This window comes from Mycobacterium shunyiense (assembly GCF_058270035.1).
The window spans coordinates 31,261-45,072 of the sequence record NZ_JBZDPT010000048.1; the positions used below are offsets into that span (position 1 = coordinate 31,261).

16 protein-coding genes are annotated in these 13,812 nt (G+C 66.7%); 6 read left to right on the forward strand and 10 right to left on the reverse strand.

Going from position 1 to position 13,812, the window contains the following annotated elements:
- Positions 1-122: 122 nt before the first annotated feature.
- The 6 genes from AC4ELS_RS31440 to AC4ELS_RS31465 all read right to left on the reverse strand — a co-directional run bounded on the left by AC4ELS_RS31440 (position 123) and on the right by AC4ELS_RS31465 (position 5,964).
- Complete coding sequence (locus tag AC4ELS_RS31440; protein ID WP_064880122.1) at positions 123-866, reverse strand: ABC transporter ATP-binding protein; 744 nt, start codon at positions 864-866, stop codon at positions 123-125.
- Positions 842-1,723 carry an ABC transporter permease gene (locus AC4ELS_RS31445; protein WP_448448387.1) on the reverse strand — a complete coding sequence of 294 codons (882 nt, stop codon included), beginning with the start codon at positions 1,721-1,723 and terminating at the stop codon, positions 842-844. Before AC4ELS_RS31445 ends, AC4ELS_RS31440 begins: the two co-directional genes overlap by 25 nt.
- Positions 1,720-2,778 (reverse strand): ABC transporter substrate-binding protein, encoded by a 1,059-nt coding sequence (locus tag AC4ELS_RS31450; RefSeq protein WP_448448386.1) that lies wholly within the window; start codon positions 2,776-2,778, stop codon positions 1,720-1,722. Before AC4ELS_RS31450 ends, AC4ELS_RS31445 begins: the two co-directional genes overlap by 4 nt.
- A 13-nt stretch (positions 2,779-2,791) precedes the next feature.
- The gene (locus AC4ELS_RS31455; RefSeq protein ID WP_448448385.1) at positions 2,792-4,147 is read right to left on the reverse strand and encodes an LLM class flavin-dependent oxidoreductase; all 1,356 of its coding nucleotides are present in this window, start codon (positions 4,145-4,147) and stop codon (positions 2,792-2,794) included.
- 174 nt (positions 4,148-4,321) lie between these two features.
- The gene (locus AC4ELS_RS31460) at positions 4,322-4,693 is read right to left on the reverse strand and encodes a hypothetical protein (RefSeq protein WP_064880130.1); all 372 of its coding nucleotides are present in this window, start codon (positions 4,691-4,693) and stop codon (positions 4,322-4,324) included.
- A gap of 389 nt (positions 4,694-5,082) precedes the next feature.
- Positions 5,083-5,964 (reverse strand): LLM class flavin-dependent oxidoreductase, encoded by an 882-nt coding sequence (locus tag AC4ELS_RS31465; RefSeq protein ID WP_499050917.1) that lies wholly within the window; start codon positions 5,962-5,964, stop codon positions 5,083-5,085.
- A gap of 51 nt (positions 5,965-6,015) precedes the next feature.
- On the opposite strand from AC4ELS_RS31465, the gene AC4ELS_RS31470 reads away from it, so the two are divergent.
- The 4 genes from AC4ELS_RS31470 (at position 6,016) to AC4ELS_RS31485 (ending at position 9,372) form a co-directional block, all read left to right on the forward strand.
- On the forward strand, positions 6,016-6,429 hold the full coding sequence (locus tag AC4ELS_RS31470) for a VOC family protein (RefSeq protein WP_448448384.1): 414 nt from the start codon (positions 6,016-6,018) through the stop codon (positions 6,427-6,429).
- Positions 6,430-6,512: 83 nt separating this feature from the next.
- Positions 6,513-7,823 (forward strand): sensor histidine kinase, encoded by a 1,311-nt coding sequence (locus tag AC4ELS_RS31475; protein WP_064880136.1) that lies wholly within the window; start codon positions 6,513-6,515, stop codon positions 7,821-7,823.
- Complete coding sequence (locus AC4ELS_RS31480) at positions 7,811-8,455, forward strand: response regulator transcription factor (RefSeq protein WP_064880138.1); 645 nt, start codon at positions 7,811-7,813, stop codon at positions 8,453-8,455. Before AC4ELS_RS31475 ends, AC4ELS_RS31480 begins: the two co-directional genes overlap by 13 nt.
- A 32-nt stretch (positions 8,456-8,487) precedes the next feature.
- Positions 8,488-9,372, forward strand: a complete 885-nt coding sequence (locus AC4ELS_RS31485; protein WP_064880140.1) for a DUF4097 family beta strand repeat-containing protein — start codon at positions 8,488-8,490, stop codon at positions 9,370-9,372.
- Here AC4ELS_RS31485 and AC4ELS_RS31490 read toward each other — a convergent pair.
- Complete coding sequence (locus tag AC4ELS_RS31490) at positions 9,369-10,394, reverse strand: nitronate monooxygenase (protein ID WP_499050875.1); 1,026 nt, start codon at positions 10,392-10,394, stop codon at positions 9,369-9,371. The genes AC4ELS_RS31485 and AC4ELS_RS31490 overlap by 4 nt on opposite strands.
- Complete coding sequence (locus AC4ELS_RS31495; protein WP_499050878.1) at positions 10,394-10,918, reverse strand: GNAT family N-acetyltransferase; 525 nt, start codon at positions 10,916-10,918, stop codon at positions 10,394-10,396. The genes AC4ELS_RS31490 and AC4ELS_RS31495 overlap by 1 nt, the downstream gene beginning before the upstream one ends.
- A gap of 55 nt (positions 10,919-10,973) precedes the next feature.
- Between AC4ELS_RS31495 and AC4ELS_RS31500 the strand changes: the two genes are divergently transcribed.
- Positions 10,974-11,357: a VOC family protein gene (locus AC4ELS_RS31500; protein ID WP_463793817.1), complete on the forward strand. Its 384-nt coding sequence runs from the start codon at positions 10,974-10,976 to the stop codon at positions 11,355-11,357.
- Positions 11,358-11,363: 6 nt separating this feature from the next.
- Here AC4ELS_RS31500 and AC4ELS_RS31505 read toward each other — a convergent pair whose 3' ends face one another.
- Complete coding sequence (locus AC4ELS_RS31505; RefSeq protein WP_064880158.1) at positions 11,364-11,834, reverse strand: Rrf2 family transcriptional regulator; 471 nt, start codon at positions 11,832-11,834, stop codon at positions 11,364-11,366.
- 236 nt (positions 11,835-12,070) lie between these two features.
- Between AC4ELS_RS31505 and AC4ELS_RS31510 the strand changes: the two genes are divergently transcribed.
- Positions 12,071-13,081, forward strand: coding sequence for a hypothetical protein (locus AC4ELS_RS31510; protein WP_448448378.1), 1,011 nt, complete (start codon positions 12,071-12,073; stop codon positions 13,079-13,081).
- 101 nt (positions 13,082-13,182) lie between these two features.
- Here the strand turns inward: AC4ELS_RS31510 and AC4ELS_RS31515 are convergent, their stop codons facing one another.
- Complete coding sequence (locus tag AC4ELS_RS31515) at positions 13,183-13,779, reverse strand: cysteine hydrolase family protein (protein WP_064957990.1); 597 nt, start codon at positions 13,777-13,779, stop codon at positions 13,183-13,185.
- Between the last annotated feature and the right edge of the window lie 33 nt (positions 13,780-13,812).

Genomic DNA, 13,812 nt, shown 5'->3' on the forward strand with positions numbered 1-13,812 from the left:
CTCCATCGCGTCGGCTTTCGACCAGAGGCGCGGGAGCGGTGGTGGTGATCAGGGGGAGGAACCCTCCAACACCGCCCACGTATCAGTGGTGGTCCGTTTACAGCGGATCACCACTGATCTGTTCAGGGCCCTTCGCCCGCCCCCACCCCGAGCGCAGCGAGCAGCGCCTCGCGATGCGCGACGAACTCGGGATTGCGGTAGGTACGGGCGTCGGGAGTCTGAAAATCCAGGTGTCGATCGACGACAAACGATCCGCCGTCGAGAACGAGGACCCGGTCGGCGAGGGTGACGGCCTCGTCGACATCGTGCGTCACCAGTAGCACGCCGGGCTCGTACTTCGCGCACAACTCCTTGAGCAGGTGGTGCATACGAACCCGCGTGAGCGCATCGAGCGCCCCGAAAGGTTCGTCGGCCAGCAGCAGCGCGGGATTGCGCACCAGTGACCGGGCCAGTGCCACACGCTGTTGTTCACCGCCGGACAGCTCGTACGGCCAGGCTCGCTCGCGCCCGGCCAGGCCGACGTCTGCGAGCACCGCGCTCGCTCGTTGTCTGACCTCACTGCCGGACAACCCGAGGGCGACGTTGTCGAGCACCCGCGACCACGGCAGCAACCGGGAATCCTGGAACACCACCGATACATCACGGGCGACGAACAGGTCCCCTGTGCCGGCGACCCCGTGGTCCAACCCGGCCAGAGCGCGCAGCAGCGTGCTCTTACCGGAGCCGCTGCGTCCCAGCAGGGCCACGAATTCGCCCTTGCGGATGGTCAGGTCCACCGAGTCGAGAATCGTTGAGCCACCGAATGATCGGCTCAGTTGTCGAACGACGGCAACTTCCTCGGTCAGGTTCCCAGCGCGCGCCGCCACGACAACGCTCTCCTCTCGACGGCGCGAACCGCGTAGTCCCCGGTGAGTCCGAACACCGCGTAGACCAACAGGCCGACCACCACGATGTCCAGCTGCCCGTAGAGGCGGGCCTGGGTCATCAGGTACCCGATACCACTGGTGGCATTGACCTGTTCGACGACGACCAGGGCGGTCCACGAGATGGTGACCGCAAGCCGCAGGCCGGTGAAGAAGCCGGGCAGCGCGCCGGGTATGGCCACCTTGCGGATGAATTGGCTGCGGGAAAGCCCAACGGTTTCAGCAAGTTCCACGTGACGCAGGTCCACACCCTTGAGCTGTGCGGTGGTATTGATGTAAACGGGGATCAGGACGCTCGTGGCGATGATGATGATCTTCATGGTGTCGCCGATGCCGAACCAGATGATCGCCAGCGGGATGATCGCCAGGGTCGGCACCGCGCGTTTGACCTGGACCGGCCCATCGACGATCGCCTCCCCGACGCGGCTCAACCCGGAGATCAGCGACAGCACCAGGCCGAGTGTCACCCCGATGGCCAGCGAGACGGACGCCAGTTTCAGGGAAGCCAGGATGTTTGTGGGCAACCGGCCGTCCGACCACATCTCACCGGCGGTGCGCAGGATGTCCAGCGGCGGCGGCAGGGTGCGCGGATCGAGAATCCCCAGTTGTGAGGTGACGATCCAGACGACAACGAGCAGAAACGGTCCGATGGCCAACGACGCCGGGATGGCGCGTCCGGGCCCAAGCCTCCGGCGACGCTGCGTGCCCGACCGATGTTCCAGATTCGGATAATCCTGGCGCCCAGCGGCTCCCGCTTCCGCTGTCACCGTCGAAGCGGGTGCCGCCTGGACGGTGGTCACTGCTTGCCCGTCGACGTCGCGTTGAGATCGGCGAACCGGGAATCGAATTCGTCCTTGGCGTGCAACTCTTTCCCGGAGAATGCCCCGGCCTGCTGAAGCAGGTCGATGGTCTCCTGCTGGGTGTTGATCAGCTCATCCGTGAACCCCGGTACGGAGGATTTACCGTCGGCCGCGGCGATGGCCTCGGCATCCTCCGGGCTGACCTTCTGGTCCTTGATCAGGTACTCGTCGATCCAGGTCTGCTTGTTGTCATTGAGCCACTGCTCGGCGCGATACCAGGCGATGACGAATTCGCGGATGGCCGCGGCGCGAGCGGGGTCGGACAGCGCTTCCCCACTGGCGTAGACGTAATACAAGCCGGGATAGGCGCCCGGGGCGTTGGGGATTTCGATGCTCCCCTCCCCCTGTGTGGAAGCGAGGTAACGAACCCGGTCCGGTTGCTTGAGCACCGCGGCGTTGACTTGTTCGGCCCGCAGACCGTCGGCGAACTCGGCCAGACCCAGATTGATCGGCTGTACGTCCTTGATGCTCAGGCCGACGGACTTCAGGTTGCGCAGCACGACCGCCTGTTGCGCCGTGCCCTCATTGATCGCAATCTTCTTGCCGGCCAAGTCTTTCAGCGATTTGATGCCCGAACCCGGCGAGGTTGCCAGCACCAGCCCGTTGCCGTCGTATTTGACCGCCCCGACGATGGGCACCCCGGCGTCCGAATATTGCGCGAGGATCGGCGGGACATCGCCGACCCGGCCCAGTTGCGCATTGCCCGACCGGATCGCCTCCAGACGTAGCGGGCCGCTGCTGAAGTTGGCGTAGGTCACGTCGGCGCTCAGCCGGTCCTGCTCACCGGAGAGTCTGAACAGGGTCTTGAGCCGGTTCGCGTCATCAGCCACCACCAAGGTGGTCCCCTTCGGGACCGCCACCGGAATCGGTGCGTCGGTCGACAGTCCGCCGCTGCCCTGCGCCCCGGATCCGGACGACTGGCAGCCGGCTACCAGGCCCGCGACCAGGCCGGCGGCAACGATCACCCGGGTCACGCGGGTCAACGGATTACGCATATCAGGTTCCCTGTCAGCTCGCGGCCGACACGGAAGCATCCGCGCCGGTGGTGAATCGGTTGGCCGGCCGGTCCAGGCCGAGGTGATCGCGGAGGGTGGTTCCCGTGTATTCCTCCCGGAAGATGCCGCGGCGCTGCAACTCTGGGACGACGTGGTCGACGAAGTCGGTCAGCGAGGACGGCAACGCCGGCGGAATGAGGTTGAAACCGTCGGCGGCGCCGGTGGTGAACCACTCCTCGATGGTGTCGGCGATCTGTTCGGGTGTGCCGGCGAACAACCGATGACCCCGCCCGCTGCTCAGCCGCAGCAACAACTCCCGAACGGTGAGGTTGTCGGTCTCGACCAACCGCTTCACCAGGGTGAGTCGACTCTTGATGAAGGTGTCGCCCGGGTCTTCGGCCGGGAAGCTCAGTTTCCGGTCGAGATCGGCCTTGGTGACCGCGAATCCGACGATGGCGCTCAGTTGTTCGAGACCGTAATCGGGCACGGTGAGTTCTTCGAGTTCGCGCTGACGCTGTTGCGCCTCGGCTTCGGTGCTGCCGATGATCGTCGACAGTCCGGGAAGAATGTGCACCTGGTCCGGGTTGCGACCGAACCGACGGATGCGGATCTTGACGTCGCGGTAGAAGTCACGGGCCTCGTCCAGTGTGGGTTGGGCGGTGAAAATGGCCTCGGCGTACCTGGCCGCGAGATCCTTACCGGGCTCCGAAGATCCGGCCTGGAACAGCACCGGATGGCCTTGCGGGGACCGCGGTACCTCCAGCGGTCCGGCCACGTCGAAATATTGGCCGGAGTGGTTGACCGCGTGGATCTTCGCCGGATCTACGAAACGGGGCGCGTCCTTGTCGCCGACGATGGCGTTGTCTTCCCAGCTGTCCCACAACTTCAGTGCGACCTGGAGGAATTCGTCGGCGCGCTGGTACCGCGCCTCCGGATCCGGGTGGTTCGGTACCCCGAAGTTGGCCGCGGCCGAGGCGTTGGCCGTCGTCACGACGTTCCAGCCGGCCCGGCCCCGGCTCACGTGATCGAGCGTGGCGAACCGCCGCGCCAACCCGTACGGGTCGTTGTAGGTGGTGGATGCCGTCGCGATCAGCCCGACGTTGGTGGTTGCGCCGGCCAGCGCTGCGACCAGGGTGATCGGGTCCAGCGCATCGAACGGGCGAAACTCGGTCTGGTCCTTGAGCACCGGATGGTCGGCGAAGAACACCGCGTCGAGCTTGCCGCGCTCGGCGATGCGGGCCAGTTCGATGTAGTGGGTGATGTCGGTGATACCCGACAGATCGGTTTCGGGGAGGCGCCACGCCGCTTCGTGCTGGCCGATGTTGCGCAGGAATGCGTTGAGGTGCAACTGCCGTGCAGGCGCAGCCATTGCGACGGGCTCCTTTGGTCGGTGAACCGGGCTGCGTCTATTTCAGGGGGCGGGCTGTGCTGCGAGAACAGTTAAGATCAGCGAAATTTCAGGTGATCCGCAGATACGAGACGAGCGTGCGGCTTGTCTGCCACACGCTCGTTCGTGAGTGAGATTGGTGCCCTCCGGCCGGGTTCAGCCCAGGCCGGTCCACTTCTTCAGCACCTTGCCCGGGAAGCTTCCCCACTTTTCGGCGGTCTTGCCGGGGAACGTCGCCCACTTCTCGGCGGTCTTGCCCGGGAATGAGGTCCATTTCTCGGCGGTCTCACCCGGGAACTTCGTCCACTTGTCGACGATGGGACTCTCAGGCAGGTCGACCCCGCCGGTGAGCGCGCTCTTGGCGGCGTCGGTGACGGCATCGGTGACCGACGAATTCACCCGGTCGCACGGTGAGCATCCGACGGTGCTGTTGCCCTTGGAATCGGCCGATGCCGGCGCGGCCAGCGTCACGGCGGCCCCGATGGCCCCCGCGGCGAGGGTCGTGGCGATCAAGCTCTTCTGGATCATGAGTTCCCCAACTGTTGTATCCCCGCCGTCTGACGACGACGTCGAACGACACGCTAGTACCAGAACCGCGCGAGCGCCGATCACTGACGAACCCTTGACATCGTTTGCTGTAGCCGAACGTGCGCTGGACTTGCCCGCGGCCACCCACGCCGGTGTCCCGCACTCAGGGCACCCCGGGCGAACACCCGGTAACGGTCAGATGAACAACCCCGCACACGCCTGAATCAAAGGTCTGCGAACAGGCATTGAGCGGAAACCCCGACAGTCGGCACCGCGCCTTTCCGCGCAAACAAACGTCGGGAATCTCCACGTCGAACAGAGATCCAGTCTACGAGGCGCTTATTCCATGATCTTGATCACGTTTTGCTGGACTCGTCCAGCAAGGACGCTCAGGCGAAGACTTTCGCCACCTCGGCCACGCGGCGCAGCTGGTCGATGTCGGAGCTGGTCGGGATCAGGTGCACCTCGTCGGTGCCGATGTCCTGGAACCTGCCGAGCACCTCGATCAGTTCCTCTTCGGTGCCCGCCCAGCCGGTCGCGGGGGCCATCGCGTCGACGTATTCGGCCGGGATCCAGTTCATGTACCGGCGCAGGTGCCGGTGCACCTGCGCGCGGGCCTCCTCCGGCTTACCGAGCGCGAACCAGAACGAGGTGGCCAGGTGCGGCTTAGACTTGCCCGCCTCGGCCCAGGCGGTGCGGGCGATGTCGAACAACTCGGCCTGGCGGTCTACATCCAGATCCAGAGTCGTGCCGGCGACGCCGTCGGCCCAGGCCGCAGCGTCCCGGATGGTCTTGGGCCCGATGGTGCCGATGTGCAGGGAGGGCCCACCGCTCTGAACCGGCGGCGGCCCGACCGGGAGCACCGATTCGGTGACCTTCTCGCCGGCCCACACCCGCTTCATCACCGCGACCCGCTCGGCCATTCCCCGCCGAGTCTGGGACGCCGGGTCGGCGCCGACCGCGTGATAGTCCTCGTGACGGCCGCCGACACCGATGCCCACGGTCAACCGTCCGCCGCTGAGCAGATCTCCGGTGGCCAGGCCTTTGGCCAGCATCACCGGATCGTGGAGCTGCGGCACCACCACGGTGGTCACCAGCCGCACCCGGTCGGTCCAGGCCGCCAGCGCGCCCAGCAGGGTCAGGCTGTCGGGGTTGTCGAACGCGATGCGTTCACCCCAGCACAGCGACGAGAACGGGCCTCCGTCGATGACGCGCGCCCAAGACCGCAGCGTCGTCGCATCCAACTGAGGCTCCATGACCGGCATCGTCATCCCCACACGCACCCACGGATTCTGTCATGTCGTGGTGGCAGCATGAACCCCATGGCCATCACCACGTCCTCGGTCGCGCATGTGCGGCTCACGGTCACCGACATCGAACGGTCCCGGCAGTTCTACGAGAGCGTTTTCGGCTGGCCGGTCCTCATCGAGCTGCCGCAGGACGCCGACGTCGCCACCCGCGCCAGGCTGAGTTTCCTGTCCGGTGGGGTCATCTACGACGCCGGGGCAACGTTGATCGGACTGCGCCCGGTCGGCCGGGATGCCTTCGACGAGAACCGAACCGGGCTGGACCACTTGGCCTTCCGGCTCAGGAGCCTCGCCGAACTGAACGAGGCCGCGCTTCACCTCGACGATCTGGATATCGCGCACGAACCGGTCAAGGACATCGGCCCTTCCCACATCCTGGAGTTCCGCGACCCGGACAACATCGCGTTGGAGCTCACCGCGCCGAAGTAGATCCCCGATCCGGGGGTTATCCCCCAGCACGGTCTGGGGAAAACGCTGTGTCGCCACACCGCACAACTTCGTAGGTTGGAGGCATGGTCGCACCCAGCGAAACCGTCCTGCCCACGCCTGCCCCGCCGGCGTCTGAGCCCGTGTCGACATCACGCAACATCGGCGTCGTACCGACCGCATCGATGATCACCGGCGCCGCCGTCGCGCTCGTGTGGTTCTGGATTCCGTTGTCCATCATGGTCATCGGGGTCTCCTCGATCCCGTCGGTGATCGGATTCCTGCTCGCCGGCGTGGTGTTCATCTACCTGATGCGCGGCGTGGAGTGGTTCGAGCGGACCCGAAGCGAAGCCGTATTCGGTTTCGGTCTCGGCGTCCCGCCCCGCCGACTGTCGCCGCATACCGGCGTCCAGGGCTGGGCTCACCAACTGTGGCTGGACATCAGCAGTACCCGGTTCTGGAAAGGCGTCTGCCACCACTACCTGCGGATGACGTACGACATGCTGGCCACCGGCCTGGCATTCGCGTTGCTGACGTTCGCTTTCCTGGGCCCGGCCGCGGCCGTCGCCATCCGGCACAGCGACGACGATGCCGGTCTGGTGTTCCTGTCCCCGCCGGTCACGTGGCTGCTGGCGATCATCGCCGTCATCGCCGCGGTCGCCATCCTGATCCTCGCGCCCGCGGTCGATGCCGCGATCGATCGATGGCTGCTGTCGCCGTCACCCACCGCGGCCCTGGAGTATCAGGTGAGCGCGCTGGCCGATGCCCGGCAGGGCGCGGTGTCCTCGGCACAGACCGAACGGCACCGCATCGAGCGGGACCTGCACGACAGCGTGCAGCCCCGCCTGGTGTCCCTGGCGATGACGATCGGCCTGGCGCAGACCAAACTGGATTCGGATCCGCCCGCCGCCAAGGCGCTGATCGCCGAGGCCCACGACGACGCCAAGAGCGCGCTGGTGGAACTGCGCAACGTGGTGCGCGGCATCGCCCCGACGATCCTGTCCGATCGTGGACTCGACGCGGCACTGTCCTCTGTGGTGCAGCGTGCCGAAACCTCGGGGGTACCAACCACATTGCACATCGAGCTGCCCCGCAGGCTGCCCGATGAGATCGAATCGGTCGCCTACTTCGTGGTCGCCGAGGCGTTGACCAACATCGCCAAGCACGCCGACGCCTCGCAGGCGGTGGTCACCGTGCGCCTGGACGAGGCCGCCGACGTGCTGCACGTATCGGTGTTCGACGACGGAAAGGGCGGAGCCGTCGTCGACGCGGGCGAGAACGCCACCGGCCTGCGCGGACTCGACGAACGAGTACGCGCCGCGGGCGGAACCTTCGCGGTGTCCAGTCCCGCCACCGGCCCGACGATCGTCACGGCGGTGCTGCCATGCGCATCGTGATCGCCGAGGACTCGGCGCTGCTGCGGGCCGGTATCGAGCGCATCCTGGCCGACGCCGGACACGAGGTGGTCGCCGGGGTGCCCGACGCCACCAACCTGCTGCGGCTCGTCAACGAGTACCACCCCGACCTGGCCATCCTCGATGTCCGGATGCCGCCGACGTTCACCGACGAGGGCATCCGGGCCGCGGCACTGCTGCGCAGCCAGAACCCCGAGTCGCCGGTGCTGGTGCTCTCCCACTACGTCGAGGAGCGGTACGCGGCCGATCTGATCGCGTCGGACACCAGAGGATTCGGCTACCTGCTCAAGGACCGAGTCGCCGACGTGCCGGCCTTCCTCGACGCCGTCGCCGTCGTGGGCGGAGGAGGCACGGTGCTCGATCCCGAAGTGGTGTCACAGATCCTCGTCCGCTCGGCCCGCCACAGTGCACTGGACCAGCTGACCCCGCGCGAACGCGACGTCCTGCAGTTGATGGCGGAAGGCAGGACGAACTCGGCGATCGCCACGACACTGCACATCTCGGTCGGCTCGGCCGAGAAACACATCGCCTCGATCTTCACGAAATTCGGCCTCGCTCCCGACGAGAGCGAGAACCGCCGCGTGCTGGCAGTGCTGCGCTATCTCGAGACCTAGACCGAACATCCACACCGGGAAGGACTTTCAACGTGACCACCATCGCCCCTCCGCCGCCGGTCAACCCACCACCCCAGCTGAACCCCGGCGGGCGCACCACCTTCCGTCTCGCCCTGATCGTCGCGGCCACGCTGCTCGTGGCCGGTTCGGTGACATCGCTGGGTTTCGCGGCGTGGGCCGTGAGCAACGTCCGAGTCATCACTGACCACGAGGCCCTGCCGGGCACGATGCGATCACTGGTCATCGACACCGCACACATCCCCGTCGCGATCCGGATCACCGCGGACCGCGAAACCCGCGACGCCGCGGCCGATCTGCGCCTGGTGAACACCACCCACAGTGGCGCACACCGACTGCAGGTCACCACCGACGGCGACGAGACGCGCATCGCCATCTTGGGCAATCCGTCTCGCGTCCTGGAATGGGCCCGCGGCGGTGAGATCACCGTCTCCGTACCGCCCGAGCAGGCCCGGCGGCTGACGGTGCGCACCGAGCAGGAGATCGGCACCGTGATCGCGCAGGCAGACCTGGACCAGTTGATCGCGCGGACCACGGACGGGCCGATCATCCTGCGGGGTGCGGCCCGCCGCGTCGAGGCCCACACCGTCAACGGTGAGATCTTCTCGCGCTCCCCCATAGCGGTCACCGAACAGTTCAACGCCACCACGTCCGACGGTGACATCGCCGTCGATTTCCGTGACGCCGCGCCGCGGCGGGTGGATGCGGTGAGCCGCAACGGCGATGTGACCATCGGATTGCCCGGGCGTGGGCCGTATCTGGTGCATGCCCAGTCCGGATCCTCGACGCAGGTGCGGGTGCCCGAGACGACCGTTCCCGACAGTGCCGCCGCCGAGGTCACCGTGCGCTCCGATGACGGCGACGTCGTCGTCGAGGACGTCGGACTCGGACAGCGCTAGCGGTCCGAGGTCAACCCCTCCATGATCTCGGCCACCGAACCGGTGCGGGCCTGGCGCCACCCGGTGCCGGCCCAGACATTGGTGGCCTGCGGGTCGCCTGCGGCAACCGACGCCTTGCGCACCGGGCTGGTCAGGTAATGGATCTCGGGATAGCCCAACGGCGCCTGTCCATCGTGATCGACGATGAACCGGTTGCGCAATCCACGTGCATACCGGCCGGAAAATGCCCTCGTCACAACGGTTTCGGTGAACTCAGGGCTCCGCAACGCGTCCCGGTGCACCGGGCTGCTGCCGGATTCATCGGCCAGCAGGAACGCCGTGCCGAGTTGAGCCGCCACCGCGCCCGCAGCCAGAACGCCCGCAACGTCGTCGGCGCTGATCAACCCACCGGCGGCCACTACGGGGATGTCGACCGCCGACAGTACGTCGGCCAGTAGATGGTCCAGTGATTGTGTTCCGGGCGACGCGGACGGATCGAACGTGCCGCGGTGCCCACCCGCTGCGGGTCCCTGGACGGCGAGGGCATCGACCCCGCGGCTCACCGCGAGCCAGGCTTCGTCCAGAGTCGTCACGGTGCCGACCGTGGTGACGCCGGCGCTGCGCAACCGGGCGATCTCGGACTCACTCGGCAGGCCGAACGTGAACGAGACCACCTCGGGCCGTAGATCGAGCACCGCATCCAGCTTGGCGGCCCACGCGTCGTCGTCGTACCTCGGCTCGCCGAGTGCCACCCCGTAGCGCTGCGCTTCACCGGCCAGCGCGTCGGCATAGGCCCGGATCTGTTCGGACGTGCCCGCACTGGGCTGGGGCGCAAAGAGATTCACCCCGAGGGGTTCGGTAGTCAGATCGCGTGCCGCGGTGACTTTCTCGGCGAGCGCGTCGGCGGTCAGATAACCTGCCGCGAGGAACCCGAGTCCGCCGGCATTGCTGCCGGCCGCGGCCAGTTCCGGCGTCGAGGGCCCACCTGCCATCGGCGCCACGATCACCGGACGTCGGAGCCCGCGAATATCGAATGTGCCCATTACCGCACCGCCTTTCCGAACAACAGGACGTCCTGAGGTTCGTCGCTGATATTGGGGAACATCCCGTAGCGTGCGAGCCCTCCCTCCAGTGACAAACCGCACCGTCGCAGTACCGCAGCCGAACCGGCATTGTCGACATGGCAGTAGGCCGTGATCCGGTACACCGTGTCATCCGGTTGCATATCGGCCAGCATCAACGAAACCGCCTCCGACATCAGGCCACGTCCCCACCACTGCCGGGCCAGGCAGTAACCCAGCTCTACCGAGTACGGCTGAGGTCGACGCCTGGCACACAGCCCGGCCACGTCACCGTCGACTTCGACCAACCAGGTCTGCTCGTCACCGACGTTGAACAATGTCGTGATGACGCGCCGCGTTTCGGCCACCCCCGAATGCGGGCGCCAGGACAGATACTTCGTGACCTCGGGATCGGAGGCGATCCGGGTGTACAGCGCTTCGGCGTCCTCGACTACCGGTGGGCGCAGCCGCACCTGTGGCCCGGCCAGGATCTGGGTGTTGGGCATGGTCCCATCCTGCACCGTTGCCGGGGGTGCGGGTCCAGCGGTTTACTGGACCGATATGGCCATCACCTTCAACCACACCATCGTCGCCGCCAAGGATCGGCAGGCCTCCGCCGAGTTCTTCACCGAGTTGTTCGGCCTGCCCGCCCCGCAGGAGTTCGGTCCGTTTCTGGCGGTGACGCTCAATCACGGAGTCAGCCTCGACTACGCCCAGATGGGGCCTGAAGAAGAGATCCGGCCGCAGCACTACGCATTCCTGGTCTCCGAGGACGAGTTCGACGCGATCTACGGCAAGATCCGCGACCGTGGCATGCAGCACTGGGCCGATCCGCATGGTCAGCACCCTGGCGAGATCAACCACAACGACGGCGGTCGCGGGGTGTACTTCCAGGACCCGTCCGGGCATTACCTGGAGATCATCACCCGCCCGTACGGGGGCTGACCGGCTTCAGCGGTGGCCGCGTTCGTGTTCCTGATCGCGGTAGGCGTTGGCCAGCGTGTCCACGTGGCCCGGCAGCGCGCCGGCCGCCACGTCGGCCAGGCTGGTCTCCTCCAGGACCGAGCGCATGCTGGCCCGCAGCGCACGCCAGACATCGGTCAGGGCCGCGGTCGGACCGGAGTACGGCAGATCCCCCAGACCGATGTCGCGCACGCTGGCCAGCGGTCCGTCGATGCAGCGCAGCACGTCGGCGATGCTGATCTCACCGGCCGGCCGCGCCAGTTCGTAGCCCCCGTCGCGGCCACGATGGCTGCGGACCAGGCGGTCCGTGCGCAGCGCGGTGAGTATGTCGACGAGGAACTGCGCCGGGATTCCCTGCGCCTTGGCGAGGTCGTCGGTCTTGACCAGCTCGCCGTCACCGACCGTCGCGAGCTGGACCATGGCTCGGACGGCATACTCCGCCTTCGCCGACATCCGCATGATCTGAGATTGTGCCAGCTCACTCATCGCCCGCACCGCTACGGGCGAACGGTGTCGCCGCTCCGGCCGGCAATCGGCCGTGCTCACCACGTCGATTGAACGGCATTGCCGTATGCAATGCTTTCCGTGATGTGGATTGTTCCTGGAGGGACGGCAATCGTGAAAGTCAGCAAAGACGTAACGCCGGCAGGCAGATTGAGCCGACCGGTGTGAGGCACCGGACCTCCTGGCGCGGCTTGACGATCACCCTCGCCCTGGCGTTTGTCACCGCAGTACTGAGCGCCTGCCACGCCACCCCGCCCGACCGCAACGCAGATGTGGCGCGCCTTGCGCGATTGCTCGGCGAGATGCCCGGCGTGCAGACGGTCAGCCACACCGTGACGAATCGCCCGGCCCAGGGCGTGGTGCGGTTCGCCATCGATGTCGAGACCGCCGAAGGCATCACCGAAGATCAACTCGCGGCAGTGGTGTCCCGCTACCTGCAGGACCTCACGATGGTCAACTACACCGGCTACCACACCGAGCTCGCCGCCCACCACGGCTGGAACGTCTTCGCAGTCGACGGTGGCAGGTTACCGATCGACAACGCGCAACAGATCATCTCCCAGGCCCGCGACTGGGCCGCCATGCGTCGTGAATTCTCCACGGCCACAGTACGTTTACGTGCGACGGTGACTCACCCCAACGGCCGGTCGACGATGCAGGAATGGGGACATTCCGATGTCGGATCGATCCGGCTGGCCGATGCCACCGATTACACGGACGTGGCCGCCGTGGTCACCACCATGTCCGGAAAGTTCCCGGGCCTGGCCAACGTGACCTGGACGATCAGCGCGGGCGACGATCACCCCGCCGACATCAAGAGTGCCCGCCGCTTCCCGACGGCCGGTGAGCTCGACGTCTGGAGTCGGATGAACGCCGACCAGACGATCCCGCACATCGACAGGCTGACGATCAACGGCCGCGTGCAACCGTCGGTATGGCTGGCGGAGCAGACCCGCTCGCACGAGCCTGCCGACGCAGTCGCCCTTGCCCTACGGCATCTGCCACTGGCGGCCACGCTGGCCGGGCCGACCCTCTACACCGCGAGCGATCAGATACAGGGACACATCACCGGGAACGGTCAGGCCACCGGCGCCATCGCCATCACCATCGGCGGGTGCACGGCACGCGATCTCCTCGTCTACCAACCTCCGGCCGCCGAACAGGCGCTCATGGACAGATACGAGACCTGCAAGCATCCGTGACGCCCGGCTATTTTCGTCGAGATCGACGTTAGGGCTGCTCACAGTGCGCAGCAGCAGCCATGGCGTCGATCTCGGCGACGGAGGGGCAGTTCGGCAGTCGGCTAGTCCGGAATACCGGCCGCGTCCGGGACGACGACCGCGAACAGATCCGACATCGCGGCCAGGCTCGCCGACTGCATGACCGCGGCCGGCACCGGTGCGCTGTCGGGGCCCGCGAGTGTGCGGGTGGCAGTGGCAGCGGCCACCACGGTCGGGGCGTACCCGAGGTTGAAGGCACCGCGCGCGGTCGAGTTGACGCACATGTGCGTCATGAATCCGGCCAGCAGCAGGTTCGAGGCGCCCAGCCCCTTCAACCGGTCGTCCAGATCGGTCTGCACGAACGAGTTGGGGAATTGCTTGACCACCACGGGTTCTCCCTCGCGCGGAGCCACCGCTGCGACGATCGCGCCGCTCTCCCCTTCGATGTCATACAGCGAACCCGGACCGTCGGAGTGCTGGATGTGGATGATCGGAATGCCCGCGCTGCGGGCCCGGTCCAGGAGTTGTGCCGTCTGCTCGAGAGCGGCCTGCACCCCGTCGAGCTCCATGATTCCCTGCGTATAGGTGTTCTGGCAGTCGATCAAGACCAGGGTGGAATCGGCGAGACGGGCCGGTGCGGCGGGGAGGCTGGCCAGTTCGCGCAGCGTGGGGCGGCTCATTTCGGTGAGCGTAGTGGTCCGCGACCGCGTTTA

Excerpts from the sequence above, each read along its gene's own strand:
- AC4ELS_RS31465 (WP_499050917.1), bottom strand. The coding sequence starts at position 5,964 with ATGACGATGCCGGTCATGGAGCCTCAGTTGGATGCGACGACGCTGCGG.
- AC4ELS_RS31470 (WP_448448384.1), top strand. The coding sequence starts at position 6,016 with ATGGCCATCACCACGTCCTCGGTCGCGCATGTGCGGCTCACGGTCACC.
- AC4ELS_RS31500 (WP_463793817.1), top strand. The coding sequence starts at position 10,974 with ATGGCCATCACCTTCAACCACACCATCGTCGCCGCCAAGGATCGGCAG.
- AC4ELS_RS31490 (WP_499050875.1), bottom strand. The coding sequence starts at position 10,394 with ATGGGCACATTCGATATTCGCGGGCTCCGACGTCCGGTGATCGTGGCG.
- AC4ELS_RS31455 (WP_448448385.1), bottom strand. The coding sequence starts at position 4,147 with ATGGCTGCGCCTGCACGGCAGTTGCACCTCAACGCATTCCTGCGCAAC.
- AC4ELS_RS31450 (WP_448448386.1), bottom strand. The coding sequence starts at position 2,778 with ATGCGTAATCCGTTGACCCGCGTGACCCGGGTGATCGTTGCCGCCGGC.
- AC4ELS_RS31515 (WP_064957990.1), bottom strand. The coding sequence starts at position 13,779 with ATGAGCCGCCCCACGCTGCGCGAACTGGCCAGCCTCCCCGCCGCACCG.
- AC4ELS_RS31505 (WP_064880158.1), bottom strand. The coding sequence starts at position 11,834 with ATGCGGATGTCGGCGAAGGCGGAGTATGCCGTCCGAGCCATGGTCCAG.
- AC4ELS_RS31475 (WP_064880136.1), top strand. The coding sequence starts at position 6,513 with ATGGTCGCACCCAGCGAAACCGTCCTGCCCACGCCTGCCCCGCCGGCG.
- AC4ELS_RS31480 (WP_064880138.1), top strand. The coding sequence starts at position 7,811 with ATGCGCATCGTGATCGCCGAGGACTCGGCGCTGCTGCGGGCCGGTATC.
- AC4ELS_RS31460 (WP_064880130.1), bottom strand. The coding sequence starts at position 4,693 with ATGATCCAGAAGAGCTTGATCGCCACGACCCTCGCCGCGGGGGCCATC.
- AC4ELS_RS31495 (WP_499050878.1), bottom strand. The coding sequence starts at position 10,918 with ATGCCCAACACCCAGATCCTGGCCGGGCCACAGGTGCGGCTGCGCCCA.